Raw genomic sequence first — 16887 nt, forward strand, 5'->3', positions numbered from 1 at the left:
CTGGTGCACGCGCGGCCGCGCCTCGACGCGGCGGCCGCCCCGTAGGTCAGGTGACCACGATGCCAGCGGCGCGGGTGGCGCCGCCGTCCGGGTCGACCAGCAGGCACGACCCGGTCAGCCGCGACGCCGCGTACGTGTCGAGCGCGACCGGCCGATCGGTGCGCAGCAGCACCCGGCCGATCTCGTTGACCGCCAGCCGGTCCGCGCCGGGCGCGCAGCTCAGGTCGCCCAGCTCCGGGCTGGGCTCGATGTCCTGCACCACCGCGGGCACGCTGCGGGTGCCGTGGCGCAGCTCCACCTGCTCACCGACCCGCAACGCGCGCTCGTCGAGCTGGCACACCGTGGCCCGCACCTCGCACACCGGCTCCGGGGCGGCGTGCGCGGGGGCGATCAGGGCGCCCCGGCCGACCTCCAGGTCGTCGGCCAGCCGGATGGACACCGACTGCGGGGCCCACGCCAGCGGCACGCTCGTGCCGAGCAGGTCGATGGCGGCCACGGTGGTGCTGCGGCACTCGGGCAGCACGGTCACCCGCTCGCCGACCCGCAGCACCCCGCTGGCGAGCTGGCCCGCGTACGCGCGGTGGCCGCCCGAGCGGATCACGTACTGGACCGGCAGGCGCATCGGCGACTCGGCCGGGTCGTCGCCGGAGGGGACGGTCTCCAGCAGCTCCAGGATCGTGGGGCCGCCGTACCAGGGCATGGTGTCGGCGGGGGTGGCGACGTTGTCGCCGGTCGCGGCGGACACCGGGATCGCCGTGACCGTACCGATGCTCAGGTTCTCGGCGAGGGTGGCGAACTCGGCGGCGATCGCCGCGAACGTGGCCTCGTCGTTGCCGGCCAGGTCCATCTTGTTCACCGCCAGCACCACGTGCGGCACCCGCAGCAGCGCCGCCACCGCGGCGTGCCGCCGGGTCTGGGTCACGATGCCCTTGCGCGCGTCGACCAGCAGGATCAGCAGCTCCGCGGTGGACGCCCCGGTGACCATGTTGCGGGTGTACTGCACGTGCCCCGGGGTGTCGGCGAGGATGAAGCGCCGCTTCGGGGTGGCGAAGTACCGGTACGCCACGTCGATCGTGATGCCCTGCTCCCGCTCGGCGCGCAGCCCGTCGGTGAGCAGGGCCAGGTCGGCGGCGCCCGCGCCGTGGCGGCGCCGCGACGCCTCCTCGACCGCGGCGAGCTGGTCGGCGAAGACGGACTTCGAGTCGTACAGCAGGCGGCCCACCAGGGTGGACTTGCCGTCGTCCACGGAACCGGCCGTGGCGACGCGTAGCAACGACGTCGGCATCAGAAGTACCCCTCCCGTTTGCGATCCTCCATGGCCGCCTCGGACGCCTGGTCGTCGGCGCGGGTCGCGCCGCGTTCGGTGACCCGGCACGCGGCGATCTCGTCGATCACCTCCCACACCGTGGCGGCGCGCGAGTCCACCGCCCCGGTGCACGACATGTCCCCGACCGTGCGGTAGCGCACCGTGCGGCGTTGCACCGGCTCGCCCGGCCTCGGGCCGCCCCATTGCCCGGCGGCCAGCCACATGCCGCCGCGCCGGAACACCTCCCGCTCGTGCGCGTAGTACAACAACGGCAGATCGATGCCCTCCCGGGCGATGTACTGCCACACGTCCAGCTCGGTCCAGTTCGACAGCGGGAACACCCGCAGGTGCTCGCCCGGGTGGTGGCGGCCGTTGTACAGGCTCCACAACTCCGGGCGCTGGCGGCGCGGGTCCCAGCCGCCGAACTCGTCGCGCAGCGAGAACACCCGTTCCTTCGCCCGGGCCTTCTCCTCGTCGCGGCGCCCGCCGCCGAGCACCGCGTCGAACCTGTTCGACTCGATGGCCTCCAGCAGCGGCACGGTCTGCAACCGGTTGCGGGTGCCGCCCGGCGGGTCGGCCAGCAGCCCCCGGTCGATGTGGTCCTGCACCGACGCCACGTGCAGCCGCAGCCGCCCCCGCGCCACCACCTCGTCGCGGTACGCCAGCACCTCCGGAAAGTTGTGCCCCGTGTCCACGTGCAGCAGCTCGAACGGCACCGGCGCCGGGGCGAACGCCTTCATGGCCAGGTGCAGCATCACCACGGAGTCCTTGCCGCCGGAGAACAGCAGCACCGGCCGGGTGAACTGGCCCGCGGTCTCCCGCAGGATGTGCACCGCCTCGGCCTCCAGCACGTCCAGGTGGGAGAGCCGGGACGGGCGCGCCGTCCCGGCCCGGACAGCCATCGTCGTCATCGCAGGGTCCTCTCTTCACGGGCCGTGACCGGCCACCCGCCGGGCGGCGGCGTCCCGTCGTACATCCACTCGGTGACCGCCCGGGCCAGCACGTCGCGGGCCCGGCGCACCTCGCCCGCCTCGATCCGCTCGTCCGGGGTGTGGTCCAGCGCGGCGTCCCCGGGCCCGTACGCGACCATCGGCACCCCCGGCCACGTGGTGGCCAGGGTGTTCATGTCGCTGCTGCCCTTCTTGGCCAGGAACCGCGGTGCGATCCCGTCGGCCCGGAACGCCCGGGAGAACGCCCGCACCAGCGCGGTGCTGCGGGCGGTGAGCACGCCGGGGGTGGCGCGCAGCACCTGCGCGGTGGCGGGCGCCGCCGCCCCGGCCAGCACCGCGGCCAGGCCGGTCAGGTCGGTGCCGGGCGGCACCCGTACGTCGAGAACGGCCTCGCCGCGCTGCCGGTCGCCGCCGTTGACCGCGTGGATGCCCAGCACCGCCAGCAGCGCGTCCGGGGCGGTGTCCGCGATCCGCTCGCGCAGCCCGGCCAGGACCGTCACCAACTGGTCGGCGGCGGTGCTGACGCCCTGCCCGGCGGTGTGCCCCACCGGGTGGGACAGCTCCAGCCGCACCTTCAGCAGGCCGTAGTAGCCGACGGTCAGGGCGCCGGAGCCGCTGGGCTCGCCCACGATCACCGCGTCGGCCGGGTACCGGTCGCGGGCGAAGAACGCGCCCGCTGCGGTGTTCTCCTCCTGCACCGCGCCGACCACGCGGACCTGCACCCCGTCCGGGATGGCCAGCTCCACCAGGGTTTCCAGGTACGTCACGAGGCTGCCCTTGGCGTCGACACTGCCGCGCCCGGACAGGGTGTCGCCGTCCCATCCGGCGGGCCACCGGTACGGCACGGTGTCCAGGTGGCCCAGCAGCAGCAGGCGGCGTGGACCGTGCCCGCGGGTGGCGACGAGGTTGCCCGCGGCGTCGATGTGCGCGTCCACGCCGTGCCCGGTGCACCAGTCCATCAGGTACTCGGCCAGTTCCTGTTCGTCGCGTGACACCGAGGAGATCTCCACCGCCCGGCCCAGCAGTTCCAGGTCCGCACCCGGAGCCGCGGTCCGCCAGAACCGGGTGCCGGAGGCGGGGGCCAGCATGTGCGGGCCGGTGATCGCCACGTCGGCCGCCCCGGTCAGCGCGATCTCGGCGGCGCGCACCTTCTGCCGCATCCGGCCCTTGGCGAGTGGGGCACCGTCGCCGGGCAGCGCGTCCGGGATCCGGCTGCTCAGGTCGTCCGGATCCCCGAGCAGGCCGGGGGTGCCGGTGACCAGCCGCAGATGGTCGGCGTCCAGGGCGTTGGCCAGTTCGGCGGCCAGCACGTCGGCGTCCACGTTGAGCGGCCCGCCGTCGTCCACGTCGCCGACGGGCGGGCTCAGGCACACCACGTCGTACGCCGCCAGCAGCAGCCGCAGCCGGTCCGCGGCCACGTCCGCCACCGTGCCCGCCCGGTGGTCGCGGACCACGGTGAGCCGCCCGTCGCGGACCGCCCGCAGCGGCGGGTTGGCCCGGGCCCGGACCAGGTCGCCGTCCGCGGCGACCGCGGTGAACGCGACCAGCCCGCGATCCGCCAGGGCCTGCTGCACGCGGGGCAGCGTGACCCGCCGGTACGCGGCCACGATGTGCGCCATCTCGTCCGGCGGGCAGTACCGGACCTCGTCGCCGTTGCGCAGTTCCAGTGTGCGCATGGGCCGGCCGAGCTCCGCGTAGTGCCGGGCGATCCCGGCCGCCCCGCCCGCCACCACGAGCACCCGGGCCCCGCGCCGCCGGATCACCGCGATCTCGTCGAAGACGTTGCTGTGCTCGAGGCTGGCGCTGCCCACCTTGACGACGTACAGCGCCGCCTGATGGGTCCCGGCGACCTCACCGAGTACGGACATGATCACTCCCTTCTCAGCCGATGCCGCGGGTGTTGCCGCCGTCGATCACCAGGACCGTGCCGGTGACGTACGAGGCGTGGTCGCTGGCGAGGAAGGCGGCCAGCGCGCCGAACTCCGCGACGTCGCCGATGCGGCGCAGCGGGATGTGCCGGGCCACCCGGGCGATCTCCGCGTCCACGTCCGCGCCGAACTGCTCGTCGAGGATCGGGGTGCGGTGGAATCCCGGCGCCAGCACGTTGACCGTGACCCCGCTGGGCCCGAGCGCGTGCACGAGCCCCTTCATGTAGCCGAGCAGCCCGAGGCGGGCCACCGAGGACAGGCCGCTGGCCGGGTCGGGCTGGCGCACCGCCTCCGAGGTGATCATCAGCAGTCGTCCCCAGCCGCTCTGCTTGACCAGCGGCAGCGCGGCCAGGGTGATGCTGACGTGCGGCAGCAGGTTCGTTTCGAGGGCCTCGCGGTAGTCGCAGACCCCGAAACTCTCCACCGGGCCGAACGGCACCCCGCCGGAGTTGGTCACCACGATGTGCAGCCCGCCGAACGTCTCGGCGGTCTGGCGTACCCACGCCGCCGCGGCCCGGTCGTCGCGCACGTCGACCGGAACGCTGAGCACCTCCCCTTTGGCGACGCTGCTGATCTCGGCGTGGGCGCGGGCCAGCCGGCCGGGGCTGCGGCCGCAGATCGACACGTGCGCGCCCTCCGCGGCCAGGGTCTTGGCCACGGCCAGGCCGAGGCCGCTGCTCGACGCGGCGACGAGCGCGACGCGACCCTCCAGACCCAGGTCCATGAGTCGGCTTCCTTCCTTGATTTTCGGTACGGGCGGTCAGCGGGCCGGCACCGCGGGATAGCCGTACCGGGCCAGGACCGGCAGGGCCGGTGCAGTGGCGGCGGCCATCTCGGGTACGGACAGGCCGGTGCGCCACCGTTCGTCGGCGCGGATGACGGTCTCGCCGCTGGAGAGCCGGTCGGGGTTGCCGGTGACGGTGTGGTTCGTGCCGAGCGCGACCCGGCCCGTGGGATCCACCGGCGGTTCCCCGTCGAGCCCGGCGAAGCGCATCACCCGGGCCACGGTCTCGCGGGGCGCGGCGCACAGGTCCTCGTGCCGCACCCGCAGGTACCGCTCACCCCCGGCCCGGCCCACCAGCTCCGACATCAGGTTGAAGGCGGTCCAGAACCCGCTGCTGCGAGCCGGGTGCATCGGGTCGATGTACGCCTTGGCCCGCTTGTACGAGAACGCGGTCGCCCGCGGGTCCCGCACGATGTGCAGCACTCGTGCATCCACATCGGAGCGTCCCAGCAGTGCCGCGGCCTCGGCCGGGTACTTGGACCCGTCGACGATCAGACGGCCCCCGCCCCGCCCGGCCAGCAGGGCGTAGACATTGACGCTGCGGTCCACGGCCTCGGTGACACCCGGCGCGGGCGCCACCGCCCCCCGGGACTCGGCCAGCCGGGCCCGGACATGCCGGGTGCGCAGGTGGGCGCGCTGCAACCGGATCATCCGGCGGGCCACCTCGGGCGTGCCCGCCCCGCTGTCGGCCAGCACGGACGACCACAGCTCGCACCGGGTGACCGGCGCGCCGCAGCCGCACGTGGAGTTCGTGCCGTCGCCGAGCACCCCGTTCTTCCACAGGTAGTGCATCTCGCCCACGTGCAGCACCCCGGGCAGCTCGCCGAGCACGTTGCCGAGCAGGGTGCTGCCGCTGCGCGTCCAGCCGGTCAGGTACAGCACGCGGGGGCGGCCCATCACGACGGTCCCAGCGTGAGCGCCAGCAGGTGCTGCGGCAGGTGCACCGCCAAGCCGATCCGGGAGGTGGCCTCGACGACGTCCGCGCCGCCCGTTCCGGCGCCGCGGTGCAGGGTGATGCCGGACCGGCCGGGCAGCAGCAGCGTCAGCGCGGCCCGGAAGTCGCCGAGCAGCAGGGTGTCGCGCGGCATCATCCGGGTCCGGGACACCGTGATCCCGGCACCTTGCAGCCGGCTCAGGGCGCCGGTGCGCACCAGTTCCCAGTACGCGGCCGGGTGGGCGACGATGCCGTCGCACGAGCCGCCGGTCTCCTCGACCTCGGCCGCCGTGGCGGTCACGGCGGTGGCCAGGTCGGTGTTCTCGGCGGTGCGGCCCCGCGTGCCGGGCAGTTTCAGCAGTCCCTGGATCGCCCCGTCCGGGGTGCCGTGCAGCAGCGACTGATTCTCCAGCACGGACAGCCGGACCAGCACCCGCAGGTCCACGAACGAGGCCAGCAGGTCCGGGTGGTCGAGGATGCCGTCGGGCAGGGTGACCGTGACGGTGAGGTCGGTCAGGGCGGTGGTGTCCAGCCGGGGTGCGAACGCGGCCTCCGGGGTGGCGGCGTACGAGGTGGCCGTGGTGATGAGGCCGCCGCGCGGCGGCTCGTACACGTGCGGGGCCGGGGCGTCCGGCACGGACGCCGTCTTGAGCAGGTGCCGCACGGTGTACCGGGGCCGGGAGGCGAACAGCGGAAACGCGGCGGGCAGGTGGATCCCGAACGGGACGGTCAGGTCGCCGGTCCCCGCGGCGTCGGCCGCCGCGTTGCCTCGAACGGTGGCGTCTCGAACGGCGGCGCTTCGGACTGCGGCGGCGAAGGTCTCGCCGGGGGTCTGCTCGCCGGTCGTCGGCGGCTCGGGGGTGGACACGACGCCGTTGCCGTTCTGATTCACTGTGGTCAGCACTCGGCGCTCCTTTCGGGATCGCTGCGAGGAATCGATTCGCAAACACTAGAACCGATCGGGCCAAGATGGACTGGCGCGGTCAGAAGGAATGCTTATACTGGTCCGGTCCCGCCGGTTATTGCGGACCCTTGATAAGCCGATCCGCTCATTCTGAACAGCGCATTTTATTGGCGAATCCCGGCCTTCACCATTTACGGTTTGGCTCAGCCCGACCATTTCGATCGTGAACCGAGGATCATCATGCCGAAGCTCATGTACGCCCTGGAATGCCCGGAATGCAGCGCCGAGGTGGCGGTCGACCCGGAGGCCCGGGTCAGCGAGATCGTCGAATGCCCGGACTGCCGGATCGAACTCGAGATCGCCTCCATGGACCCGCCCAGCCTGACTCCGGCCCCCGAGGTCGAGCAGGACTGGGGCGAGTAGGCGGACGCTGACGATGACTGACGGACCACGCCTCGGCGTACTCGCCTCGCGGGTGCGGTACGAGGAGAAGCAGATCATGGCCGCGCTGGACCGGCGCGGCGCCGCGTGCACGCTCCTCGACCCCCGTTCGTTGTTCGTCGCCGGCACCTGGACCGGCCCGGACGTGGTCCTCAACCGCGAGGTGGGCCACTTCCGGGCCCTGTACGCGGCGAGCGCGCTGGAGTCGGCGGGGGCGGTGGTGCTCAACAGCGCCGCCGCCACCCACCTCAGCGGGGACAAGTGGCACACCTCCGCGGCCCTGGCCGCCATGGGACTGCCCACCCCGCGTACCGCGCTGGCGGCGGCGCCCGAGGCGGCGCTGGCCGCGCTGGAGGAGCTGGGGTACCCGGCGGTGGTGAAGCCGCTCGTCGGGTCCTGGGGGCGGCTGGTCACCCGGCTGCCCGACCGGGACACGGCCGAGGCGGTGCTGGAGCACGTGGCCGCGCTGCCCGGACCCCAGTCCCACGTGATCTACCTGCAGGAACTGATGTCCACCGCGGACCGCGACATCCGGGTCGTGGTCATCGACGGCCAGGCCCTCGGCGCCACATACCGGCGGGGCAGCCAATGGCGCACCAACGTTGCGCGCGGGGCGACGAGCGAACCGTGCGACCTCGCACCCGAGGTGGCGAAGCTGGCCGTGGCCGCCGCCGACGCGGTCGGCGCCGACATCGCGGGGGTCGACCTCATCGAGGACACCGACGGACGGCTGGTCGTCCTGGAGGTCAACGACCGGGTCGAGTTCCGCGGATTCCAGTCCGCCCACCCCGGCGTGGACGTCGCGGACGCCATGGCGGGACTGCTGATCAGGAGGGCCAGATCATGATCCGGGTCGCGGTCGTCGGTGCCGCCGGGTACATCGGCGGCGAACTGCTGCGCATCCTCATCGGACACCCCGGGGTGGAGGTGGCCGCGGCCACCTCCCGCCAGCTGCACGGGCGCCCGGTCGACGGGGTGCACCCCAACCTGCGGGGCCGGACCCGGCTCACGTTCTGCGCGCTGGACCGCCTCGACCACTACGACGCGATCTTCCTGGCCACCCCGCACCGGGAGACCATGACGCAGATGCCGGAGTTCCTGCGGATGGCCGGCACCGTGATCGACCTGTCCGCCGACTTCCGGCTGCGCCGCACCGAAACGTACGAGCAGTACTACGGGGTGCCGCACGCGGCGCCGCAGCTGTTGGAGACGTTCGTGCCCGGGGTGCCGGAGCTGCACCGGGACCGGCTGCGCGGGGCCGACCGGATCAGCGTGCACGGGTGCATGGCCAACGCCGGGATCCTCGCGCTGGTGCCGCTGGCCGAGGCCGGACTGATCACCGGCGAGATCACCGTGGACGCGCGGACCGGCTCGTCCGGGGCGGGTGCGCGGGCCGGGTCGGAGAACCTGCATGCCGAACGCAGCGGCGCCCTGCGCGTGTTCGCGCCCACCCGGCACCGGCACGAGGCGGAGATGGCGCAGGCCACCGGTCTGCCCGTACGCATGACCGCCACCGGTGTCGAGGCGGTGCGCGGGGTCCAGCTGGTGTGCCGGGCCGCGATCACCGACGCCGCCGACGAACGCACCATCCGCGCCGCCTACCGCGCCCGGTACGGCAAGGAGCCGTTCGTTCGCGTGGTGGCGCACCGGCGTGGCCTGCACCGCTTCCCCGACGCCAAGATCCTGTCCGGGTCGAACTTCTGCGACGTCGGCTTCGCCCTGGAGCCGGGCGCACCGCACGTGACCGTGATCTCGGCGCTGGACAACCTGGTCAAGGGCGGCGCCGGAAACGCCGTGCAATGCCTCAACATCCGCTTCGGCCTGCCGGAGACCACCGGCCTGGAGTTCCCCGGCCTGCACCCCAACTGACCCGGCCGCCCCGAACTGACCCGGCCGCCCTGGTACTGACCCGGCTGCCCCGAACTGACCCGGCCCGCCCTGAGCGAGCCGGCCTGCCCCACCGAGGAGGAGACCATGAGCAGTACCACCCTGCCGGGCGGGCCGGTCGGCCTGGCCCCGCCCTTCGACAACCCCGTGACCAGTACCGCCGCACTGCGGGCGGCGGCGCTGCAGATCCGGCGGCACATCGTCGACATGTGCGCCGGTCCCGAGGGCGGCCACCTCGGCGGCTCCATGTCCCTCGTGGAGATCCTGACCACCCTGTACCTGCGGGTGCTGCGGATCGATCCGGCGCGCCCCGCCCACCCCGACCGCGACATTCTGCTGCTGAGCAAGGGCCACGGCGGCATCGCCCTGTACGCGACGCTGTGCGAGGCCGGCTTCTACCCACCCGGGGTCCTCGCCGGGTACGGGCAGCGGGGCAGCCCGTTGATGGCGCACCCGCACCCCGAGATTCCCGGGGTGGAGATGCCCTCCGGCTCGCTCGGGCACGGCCTGGCCCTGGGCGTCGGATTCGCCCTCGGCGCCCGCCTGGACGGCAGCGACCGCCGCACCGTGGTCGTCATGGGCGACGGCGAGCTGCAGGAGGGCTCGGTGTGGGAGGCCGCCTCGGTCGCCGCCCACCACCGCCTCGGCAACCTGCTGGCGGTCGTCGACCGCAACGGCCTGCAGATCACCGGCCGCACCGAGACGGTCGACGCCCTGGAACCTCTGGCGGACCGGTGGCACGCCTTCGGCTGGCGGGTGCTGGAGGCCGACGGGCACGACGTCGCACAGCTGACGGCCGCGTTCGACACTGCACCGGCCGACCGGCCCACGGTCGTGCTCGCGCACACCGTCAAGGGCAAGGGCCTGCCGTTCATCGAGGGTCAGGCCCGCAGCCACTACGCTCGGCTGGGGGAGCGGCAGCAGCAGCGGGCCCACGCGGTGCTCCGGGCCGCGGAGCGGGGCCGGTCATGACCGCCCCGAGCTCCTCCGCGACGACCAGCCTGCCGCCCGCCCTGCCGCGACCGGAGTCCGGCGCGAAGCCGCGTTCGTCCCGCGAGGTGTACCGGGATCTGCTGGCCGAACTGCTGCCCGCCGACGAGCGTCTGGTGTGTCTGGACAGCGACACCGGCCTGTTCGACGGCGTCGATTTCGGCGCCGGGTCCGGGCGGTATCTCAACGTCGGCATCGCCGAGCACACCCTGATGGGAGCCGCCGCGGGCCTGGCCCGTACCGGTCGCATACCGGTGGTGAACACGATGGCCGCGTTCGCGGCGTCCCGGGCGATCGAGGCCGTGAAGATCGACATCGCGCTGAACAACCTGCCGGTGCGCATCATGGCCACCCACTCCGGGGTTTCCGCGGGGCATCTCGGTCCCACCCACCACGCGCTGGAGGACCTGGCCGTGCTGCGGGCCCTGCCGAACATGACCGTGGTCGTGCCCGCCGACGCCGCCTCCACCGAGGACCTGGTGCGTCAGGCCCTCGAGCAGCCCGGCCCGGTTTACGTACGGCTGGGCCGCAACGCCACCCCCGACCTGCCGCCCGGCCCGCCGGTGCGCCTCGGCGAGGCCCAGGTGCTGCGCTGGGGCACCGACGTCACGCTCGCCGCCTGCGGGCCGTACCCGGTGCATGCCGCGCTGGCCGCCGCCGACCTGCTGGACGCCGACGGGGTGGACGCGACCGTCCTGCATGTGCACACGGTCAAACCACTCGATGTCGAGACGCTGCTGGCCGTCGTGCCGCGCGGCGGCACGGTCGTCACGGTGGAGGAGCACTGGCGTGCCGGGGGCTTCGGCTCGGCGGTCGCCGAGACCCTCACCGAGCTGATACCGGTACGCGTGCAGCGGGTCGCCATGCCGGACGCGTTCGTGCCGGTCGCGGGCGACCAGAAGTACCTGCTGGAGCGGGCCGGGGTCGGCGCGCTCACGATCGCCGCCCGGGCCCGCGCGGCCCTGGCCCGTCCCCGGAGGGCAGCCCGATGACCGGTACCCAGCGAACCGCCGGCCCCGCTGTCGCGACCGTGAGCCCGGCCGCAGCGAGCCCTGCCGTGGTGAGCCCTGCCGTGGTGAGCCCGGCGGTGAAGGGCACGGCGATGGATGACGCGCTCGCGTACCGGGCCGCCGGGTGGTGGCGGCGCGAGACCGTACTCGATGATCTGCGCCGGGCCGTCGCCCGGCACCCCGGCAAGCCGGCGTTCGTGTGCTATCAGGACGGCGGTGTCGTCGAGCTGACGTACGCCGAGCTGGCCCGGCGGGTCGAGCTGATCGCCGGCAACCTGCGCCGCCTCGGTGCGCGCCGAGGCGACGTGGTCACCCTGCAACTGCCGAACTCGTGGCAGCTGGTCGCGGCGATCCTGGCGTGCGCCCGCATCGGCGCGGTGGCGGGCCCGGTCGTGCCGATCATGCGCCGCCGCGAGGTGGAGTTCATGACCCGGCTCACCGGCAGCCCCATCTACCTGGCCGCGGCGGACTTCGGCGGTTTCTCGTACGCGGACATGAGCGCCGGGGTGGCCGCCGCCGTGCCGACGCTGCGGCACCGGGTGCTGGTCGGCGGCGGGGCGGGTGCCCTGGATTTCGACGCCGAGCTGCTGGCTCCGGTGACCGCCACGCCGCGTACCGAGGAGGCGGGCCCGGACGATCCGGCCCAGGTCGTGTTCACCTCGGGCACCACGGGCGAGCCGAAGGGCGTGGTGCACAGCCACAACACCCTGTACTCGATGAACAAGGCCCAGGCCGACGTGCTCGGCCTGACCGGTGACGAGGTCACCGCGATGGGCTCGCCCACCACCCACCAGGCCGGTTACACCTGGAATCTGGTCATGCCGCTGCTGCTGGGCGCGACCGCGGTGCACGTGGACGCGTGGCACCCGCAGCGGATGCTGGCGATCCTGCGTGAGCGGCGGGTCACGTTCTTCATGGGTGCGCCCACCTTCCTGTCGGATCTCATCGAGGCGCAGCGCGCCGACCCGCAGGACCTGTCCGCCCTGCACTCGTTCGCCACCGGCAGCGCGCCGATCGCGCCGACCCTGGTGGAGCAGGCCGACGCCGTACTCGGCTGCCGGGTCTATGCCCTGTGGGGGATGAGCGAGAACGGCTGCGTGACCGTCACCCGGCCACACGACCCGCCGCTGCGGGCCGCGGAGAGCGACGGAACGGTGGTGCCCGGCATGCGGGTGCGCATCGTGGACGGCCGTACCGGCGGCCCGGTCGCGCCGGGGGAGTCCGGCCGCCTTCAGGTACGCGGCTCCGCGCAGTGCCTCGGCTACTACCGCCGCCCCGAGCTGTACGCGGCGTCGCTGAGCCCGGACGGCTGGTTCGACACCGGCGACCTGGCCCGCGACGACGGGCACGGCGGCATCCGGATCAGCGGCCGGGTCAAGGACATCATCGTGCGCGGCGCGGAGAACATCCCGGTGCTGGAAGTCGAGGCGGCCCTGCTGCGGCACGACGCGATCCGTGACGTGGCCGTGGTCGGGTACCCGGACGAGCGGCTGGGGGAGCGGGCGTGCGCGGTACTGGTGGTCCGGGACCGGCCCTTGGACGTGGCGGATCTGCGGGTCCACCTGGCGGGGCTCGGCATGGCCAAGCAGTACTGGCCGGAGCGGGTGGAGGTGGTCGACGCGCTGCCGCGTACCCCCTCCGGGAAGATCCAGAAGTTCGTCCTGCGGGACCGGCTGAGGGGGCTGTGATGGACGACGAGTTCACGCCGGAGCACCGGATCCTGGCCAAGCGGGTCCGCGCGTTCGCGGCCGAACGGGTGGACCCGTACCGCGCGGACGCGGACCGCAGCGGCGAGTACCGGCCCGGCATGCTGGCGGACCTGGCTGCCGAGGGGCTGTTCGCGCTGCGCATCCCGCGCGCGCACGGCGGGCAGGAGCTGGACGCGGTCAGTGCCGGCATCGTGCTGGAGGAACTGGCCGCCGCCGATCTGTCCGTGTGCTACCCGGTGCTCAACGCCGCACTGGTCGGCGGCGTGCTGGCGGCCAACGGCACGCCGGAGCAACTGGCCAGGTGGCTGCCGCCGATCGCGGCCGGGGAGTCGATCCTCACCCTGGCGCTGACCGAGCCGGGGCACGGCACGGACGCCGCCGCGATCGAGACGCGCGCCGTGCCCGGCACCGGTGGCGGCTGGGTGCTGACCGGCGAGAAGAGCTCCATCATGGTCACCGCGTACGCCACGCACAGCCTGGTCTTCGCTCGTACCGGGGAGGCGGGGCCGCGCGGCATCACCGCGTTCTTCGTGGACCTGCGCGATCCGCGGGTGAGCCGGGAACGGCACCGCGACCTGGGCTGCCGCTCCGGCGGCCGCGGCCGGATCGTCTTCGACGGACTCAGGGTCGGCGCGGACACCGTGGTGGGCCGGCCGGGGGCCGGTTTCGTCGAGGTGATGCGCGGCTTCGGGGTGTCCCGGGCGCTGATCGCGCTGATGGCGATCGCGGTGGGCCGGGCGGCGCTGGACTGCGCGGTCGCGCACGCCGCGCGGCGGGAGGCGTTCGGCAAGCGGCTCGGGCAGTTCCAGTCCGTGGCGTTTCCGCTGGTGGAGCACCACACGATGCTGCACGCGGCCCGGCTGGTGGCGTACCAGGCGCTGCGCCGCGCGGACGCCGGTCAGGACCCGCGGATCCCGGCCAACATGGCGAAGTGGTGGGCGCCGAAGGCGGCCATGGAGGCGGTCCACCAGGCCGTGCTGACGCTGGGACAGCTCGGCTGGTCGGAGGACGGCCCGGTGGCGCAGCGGCTGCGCGACGTGATCGGGTTGCAGCTGGCCGACGGTACGGCGGCGGCGACCAAGCTGGTCGTGGCCCGGGAACTGCTGGGCCGCGAGAACGCGCCGTAGCGGGGCTCAGGTGCGCTGCGGCGCGCCGTGCCGGTAGGTGTGCATCTTGGCGCGCGTGCCGCACACCGCCATCGAACACCAGCGGCTGGACCGGTTGCGGGAGCGGTCGTAGAACGCCCACTCGCAGCGGTGCTCGCTGCACGCTTTGAGCCGCTGCCAGGAGCCGTCGGTGACCGCGCCGATCACCCGGGCCAGGATCACCCCGAGCGCGCCGCGCACGTCGGACTGTGCCGGGCGCAGGGCCGGGGGCCCGTCGCCGGGGTCGAATCCGACCACCAGCGGGCAGCCCCGGGCCACGTGCTCCACGGTCCGCCGGGCGGCCGGGTCGGGCGGGGCGCCGTTGTTCTCCCGCAGCAGGGCGCGCAGGGCCTCGCGCAGGGTGACCGCGTCGCGCAGATCCAGCTCGTCCACCCCGGACGGTGGGGCGGCCAGGCCGTTGCGGTCGAGCCAGCGCGCGAATCCGGCGGTGGTGGCGAGCTCGTCGGGCCCGAACTCCACGTTGACGCTGTTGACGAACGACTGCACCAGGGCCAGCGGCCCGGGGGCCACCGCCCGGTCTCCGGGTTGCCGTTGCATGGTCGCCACCTTACTGACGAAATGCGGACACCGGTAGTGCCGCCGTGTGCCGACAACGCGTCGATCTCCGGTTATCACGCGAGAAGAACCGCTAATCGCGGGATCATTGTTCGGCCTGTGGTTACCAGCTTACCGTTGTTACCGGTAACGGCGGCGCCTGTGGCCGCACCACATTCGGCACGGGAGAGGATTGCGATGCGGTTCGAGGACATCTGGATCGCCGGAACCGGCGGTGCGCTCGGCGACCCGGTGCCGATCGAGCGGGCGGTCGCGGACGGCTCGTACCCCGCCGAGGCCGCCGCCAGCACCGGCATGATCACGTACGCCGCCGCCCGGCACGCCCCGCCGGAGCTGGCCGTCGCCGCGGGCCGCCAGGCCATCAAGGAGGCCGCCAACGCCGGCACCGTGGTCGGCCCGGACGCGTTGTACCTGCACAGCCACGGCTACTTCCAGGGGATCGACATGTGGCCCGCGGCGTGCTGGATCGCCCGGCGGCTGCTCGGCGCCCAGCTCAGCGGGATGCCACTGACCGTCTCCGCGGCCTCCAACGGCTCCCTGGCCGGCCTGGAACTGGCCGCCGGTCTGCTCACCGCCCGCCCCGACCTGCCCGCCGCCCTGCTCACCCTCGCGGACCGCTTCGCCCCACCGGTCGACCGGTTCCATCTGTCGCCCGGCATGGTGTTCGGCGACGGCGGTGCTGCCGCCGTGGTGTCGCGCTCCGGCGGGCCGCTCCGGCTGGTCTCGGTGGTGTCCGAAGCCGACACCGACCTGGAAGGGCTGTCGCGCGGCGACGAGCCGTTCGGCACGGTCCCGCACCAGCACACCGACACCCGCAAGCGCACCCGGGAGTTCCTGGCCCACGGCGAGCTGTCCCTGCGCGACGTCCGGGAACGCTCCGCGACCCGGACCCGCAGTGTGGTCGAACGGGCGCTGACCGAGGCCGGTCTGACGATCGAGCAGGTCGACTGGTACTGCCCGCCGTTCGTGGGCAAGGCGCTGATGGCGGACAGCTTCCTGCGCCCGCTGCCCGGGCGCCCCCGCAACCTGCTCACCGACCTCGGCCTCACCACCGGCCACCTCGGACCGGCGGACGGCGTCTACGCCCTGCACCACCTCATCACCACGGACCTGCTGCGGCCGGGTGCCACCGTGCTCCTCATCGGCACCGGCATGGGCTTCACCTTCTCCGCGGCCGTACTCGCGGCCGACGGTGGCTGACCCCCATGGGAAGGAACATCACAATGCGCCTGCTGGCTGACACCGTTCCGCGCTTCGCCGCGGTCGATCTGCTGCCCACCCCCGCCGAACTGCGCGACGAGATCCCGCTGCCGCTGCGGGCCGGCAACACCGTGCGCCGGGCCCGCGACGGCATCACCCGGGTGCTGCACGGTACGGACGACCGCCTGGTCGTCGTCGCCGGGCCGTGCTCGGTCCACGACCCCGCCGCCGCCCTCGCGTACGCGGACCGCCTGCTGGCCCTGGCCGCCCGTACGGCCGACGACCTGATCGTCGTCATGCGCGTGTACGTCGAGAAGCCGCGTACCCGGCTGGGGTGGAAGGGTCTGGTCAGCGACCCGGACCTGAACGGCTCGGACGACCTCGGCGGCGGCCTGCTGCTGTCCCGGCGCCTCATGGTGGAGATCGCCAGTGCGGGGCTGCCGGTGGCCTGCGAGTTCCTCGACCCGGTGCCGCACCGCTACCTGTCCGACGCGGTGTCCTGGGCCTCCATCGGCGCCCGCACGGTGCAGAGCCCGGTGCACCGGCAGTTCGCCAGTGGCCTGCACATGCCGGTCGGCATCAAGAACGCCACCACCGGCGGAGTGGCGGACGCGGTCGACGCCATCGTCACCGCGTCCCGCGGCCACGTCTTCCCCGGCATCACCGAGGACGGGCAGGCCGCCGTCGTGGCCACCACCGGCAATCCCGACTGCCACGTCGTGCTGCGCGGGGGCAGCGACGGCCCCAACCACGGATCCGCGCACGTCCGGCGGGCCCTCGGCCTGCTGGCCGCGGCGGGCCTGCCGCAGCGGGTGTTCATCGACGCCAGCCACGGCAACAGCGGCAAGGACCACCGTCGCCAGGGTGCGGTGGTCGCCGACATCGCCGGTCAGATCGCCGACGGCGAGACCGGCATCGGCGGGGTGATGCTGGAGAGCTTCCTCGTCCCCGGCCGCCAGGACCTCGTGCTCGGCGAGGCGCACCGGCTCGCCTTCGGACAGAGCGTCACGGACGCCTGCGTCGGATGGGGCGAGACCGTGCGCATGGTCGAGCAGCTCGCCCGCGCCGCCGCCGCCCGGCGGCCCGCCCACCGGTCCGCGCTCGCCGCGTAGGGCCGTACCCG

At 73.8% G+C, this 16887-nt stretch carries 16 protein-coding genes; 9 read left to right on the forward strand and 7 right to left on the reverse strand.

Annotation, left to right across the window (positions count from 1 at the left end):
* Positions 1-46 precede the first annotated feature (46 nt).
* Genes ACMCNO_RS08330 through ACMCNO_RS08355 form a run of 6 tightly spaced genes read right to left on the reverse strand, consistent with a single transcriptional unit; the run spans position 47 to position 6806 of the window.
* On the reverse strand, positions 47-1285 hold the full coding sequence (locus ACMCNO_RS08330; protein ID WP_412748823.1) for a sulfate adenylyltransferase subunit 1: 1239 nt from the start codon (positions 1283-1285) through the stop codon (positions 47-49).
* Positions 1285-2217 (reverse strand): sulfate adenylyltransferase subunit CysD, encoded by a 933-nt coding sequence (cysD, locus tag ACMCNO_RS08335; RefSeq protein ID WP_412748824.1) that lies wholly within the window; start codon positions 2215-2217, stop codon positions 1285-1287. The genes ACMCNO_RS08330 and cysD overlap by 1 nt, the downstream gene beginning before the upstream one ends.
* Positions 2214-4124: a M20/M25/M40 family metallo-hydrolase gene (locus ACMCNO_RS08340; protein WP_412748825.1), complete on the reverse strand. Its 1911-nt coding sequence runs from the start codon at positions 4122-4124 to the stop codon at positions 2214-2216. The genes cysD and ACMCNO_RS08340 overlap by 4 nt, the downstream gene beginning before the upstream one ends.
* A gap of 13 nt (positions 4125-4137) precedes the next feature.
* A complete protein-coding gene (locus tag ACMCNO_RS08345; RefSeq protein WP_412748826.1) occupies positions 4138-4908 on the reverse strand; it encodes an SDR family NAD(P)-dependent oxidoreductase in 771 nt (256 codons plus the stop codon).
* 36 nt (positions 4909-4944) lie between these two features.
* Positions 4945-5865 (reverse strand): sulfotransferase, encoded by a 921-nt coding sequence (locus ACMCNO_RS08350; RefSeq protein ID WP_412748827.1) that lies wholly within the window; start codon positions 5863-5865, stop codon positions 4945-4947.
* The gene (locus ACMCNO_RS08355; RefSeq protein ID WP_412748828.1) at positions 5865-6806 is read right to left on the reverse strand and encodes a family 3 encapsulin nanocompartment shell protein; all 942 of its coding nucleotides are present in this window, start codon (positions 6804-6806) and stop codon (positions 5865-5867) included. Before ACMCNO_RS08355 ends, ACMCNO_RS08350 begins: the two co-directional genes overlap by 1 nt.
* A gap of 240 nt (positions 6807-7046) precedes the next feature.
* Between ACMCNO_RS08355 and lysW the strand changes: the two genes are divergently transcribed.
* The 7 genes from lysW (at position 7047) to ACMCNO_RS08390 (ending at position 13970) form a co-directional block, all read left to right on the forward strand.
* On the forward strand, positions 7047-7229 hold the full coding sequence (lysW, locus tag ACMCNO_RS08360) for a lysine biosynthesis protein LysW (RefSeq protein ID WP_412748829.1): 183 nt from the start codon (positions 7047-7049) through the stop codon (positions 7227-7229).
* Positions 7230-7242: 13 nt separating this feature from the next.
* Positions 7243-8094 (forward strand): RimK family alpha-L-glutamate ligase, encoded by an 852-nt coding sequence (locus ACMCNO_RS08365; RefSeq protein ID WP_412748830.1) that lies wholly within the window; start codon positions 7243-7245, stop codon positions 8092-8094.
* Complete coding sequence (gene argC / locus ACMCNO_RS08370; protein ID WP_412748831.1) at positions 8091-9116, forward strand: N-acetyl-gamma-glutamyl-phosphate reductase; 1026 nt, start codon at positions 8091-8093, stop codon at positions 9114-9116. Before ACMCNO_RS08365 ends, argC begins: the two co-directional genes overlap by 4 nt.
* A 105-nt stretch (positions 9117-9221) precedes the next feature.
* Complete coding sequence (locus ACMCNO_RS08375; RefSeq protein ID WP_412748832.1) at positions 9222-10106, forward strand: transketolase; 885 nt, start codon at positions 9222-9224, stop codon at positions 10104-10106.
* On the forward strand, positions 10103-11116 hold the full coding sequence (locus ACMCNO_RS08380; RefSeq protein WP_412748833.1) for a transketolase family protein: 1014 nt from the start codon (positions 10103-10105) through the stop codon (positions 11114-11116). The genes ACMCNO_RS08375 and ACMCNO_RS08380 overlap by 4 nt, the downstream gene beginning before the upstream one ends.
* Positions 11113-12822 carry an AMP-binding protein gene (locus ACMCNO_RS08385; RefSeq protein ID WP_412748834.1) on the forward strand — a complete coding sequence of 570 codons (1710 nt, stop codon included), beginning with the start codon at positions 11113-11115 and terminating at the stop codon, positions 12820-12822. The genes ACMCNO_RS08380 and ACMCNO_RS08385 overlap by 4 nt, the downstream gene beginning before the upstream one ends.
* On the forward strand, positions 12822-13970 hold the full coding sequence (locus tag ACMCNO_RS08390) for an acyl-CoA dehydrogenase family protein (RefSeq protein ID WP_412748835.1): 1149 nt from the start codon (positions 12822-12824) through the stop codon (positions 13968-13970). The genes ACMCNO_RS08385 and ACMCNO_RS08390 overlap by 1 nt, the downstream gene beginning before the upstream one ends.
* A gap of 6 nt (positions 13971-13976) precedes the next feature.
* On the opposite strand, the gene ACMCNO_RS08395 is transcribed toward ACMCNO_RS08390, so the two are convergent.
* Entirely contained in the window at positions 13977-14546 is a 570-nt protein-coding gene (locus tag ACMCNO_RS08395) for a CGNR zinc finger domain-containing protein (protein WP_412748836.1), read from the reverse strand.
* A gap of 195 nt (positions 14547-14741) precedes the next feature.
* On the opposite strand from ACMCNO_RS08395, the gene ACMCNO_RS08400 reads away from it, so the two are divergent.
* The gene (locus tag ACMCNO_RS08400; protein ID WP_412748837.1) at positions 14742-15764 is read left to right on the forward strand and encodes a ketoacyl-ACP synthase III family protein; all 1023 of its coding nucleotides are present in this window, start codon (positions 14742-14744) and stop codon (positions 15762-15764) included.
* Between the two features lie 23 nt (positions 15765-15787).
* Complete coding sequence (locus ACMCNO_RS08405; protein ID WP_412748838.1) at positions 15788-16876, forward strand: 3-deoxy-7-phosphoheptulonate synthase; 1089 nt, start codon at positions 15788-15790, stop codon at positions 16874-16876.
* Positions 16877-16887: the final 11 nt, after the last annotated feature.

Source organism: Krasilnikovia sp. M28-CT-15, from assembly GCF_047159595.1.
Classification (GTDB): domain Bacteria; phylum Actinomycetota; class Actinomycetes; order Mycobacteriales; family Micromonosporaceae; genus Actinoplanes.

Coding starts and splice junctions, on each gene's coding strand:
- ACMCNO_RS08330 (WP_412748823.1), bottom strand. CDS start 1,285: ATGCCGACGTCGTTGCTACGCGTCGCCACGGCCGGTTCCGTGGACGAC.
- cysD (WP_412748824.1), bottom strand. CDS start 2,217: ATGACGACGATGGCTGTCCGGGCCGGGACGGCGCGCCCGTCCCGGCTC.
- ACMCNO_RS08340 (WP_412748825.1), bottom strand. CDS start 4,124: ATGTCCGTACTCGGTGAGGTCGCCGGGACCCATCAGGCGGCGCTGTAC.
- ACMCNO_RS08345 (WP_412748826.1), bottom strand. CDS start 4,908: ATGGACCTGGGTCTGGAGGGTCGCGTCGCGCTCGTCGCCGCGTCGAGC.
- ACMCNO_RS08350 (WP_412748827.1), bottom strand. CDS start 5,865: ATGGGCCGCCCCCGCGTGCTGTACCTGACCGGCTGGACGCGCAGCGGC.
- lysW (WP_412748829.1), top strand. CDS start 7,047: ATGCCGAAGCTCATGTACGCCCTGGAATGCCCGGAATGCAGCGCCGAG.
- ACMCNO_RS08365 (WP_412748830.1), top strand. CDS start 7,243: ATGACTGACGGACCACGCCTCGGCGTACTCGCCTCGCGGGTGCGGTAC.
- argC (WP_412748831.1), top strand. CDS start 8,091: ATGATCCGGGTCGCGGTCGTCGGTGCCGCCGGGTACATCGGCGGCGAA.
- ACMCNO_RS08375 (WP_412748832.1), top strand. CDS start 9,222: ATGAGCAGTACCACCCTGCCGGGCGGGCCGGTCGGCCTGGCCCCGCCC.
- ACMCNO_RS08380 (WP_412748833.1), top strand. CDS start 10,103: ATGACCGCCCCGAGCTCCTCCGCGACGACCAGCCTGCCGCCCGCCCTG.
- ACMCNO_RS08385 (WP_412748834.1), top strand. CDS start 11,113: ATGACCGGTACCCAGCGAACCGCCGGCCCCGCTGTCGCGACCGTGAGC.
- ACMCNO_RS08390 (WP_412748835.1), top strand. CDS start 12,822: ATGGACGACGAGTTCACGCCGGAGCACCGGATCCTGGCCAAGCGGGTC.
- ACMCNO_RS08395 (WP_412748836.1), bottom strand. CDS start 14,546: ATGCAACGGCAACCCGGAGACCGGGCGGTGGCCCCCGGGCCGCTGGCC.
- ACMCNO_RS08400 (WP_412748837.1), top strand. CDS start 14,742: ATGCGGTTCGAGGACATCTGGATCGCCGGAACCGGCGGTGCGCTCGGC.
- ACMCNO_RS08405 (WP_412748838.1), top strand. CDS start 15,788: ATGCGCCTGCTGGCTGACACCGTTCCGCGCTTCGCCGCGGTCGATCTG.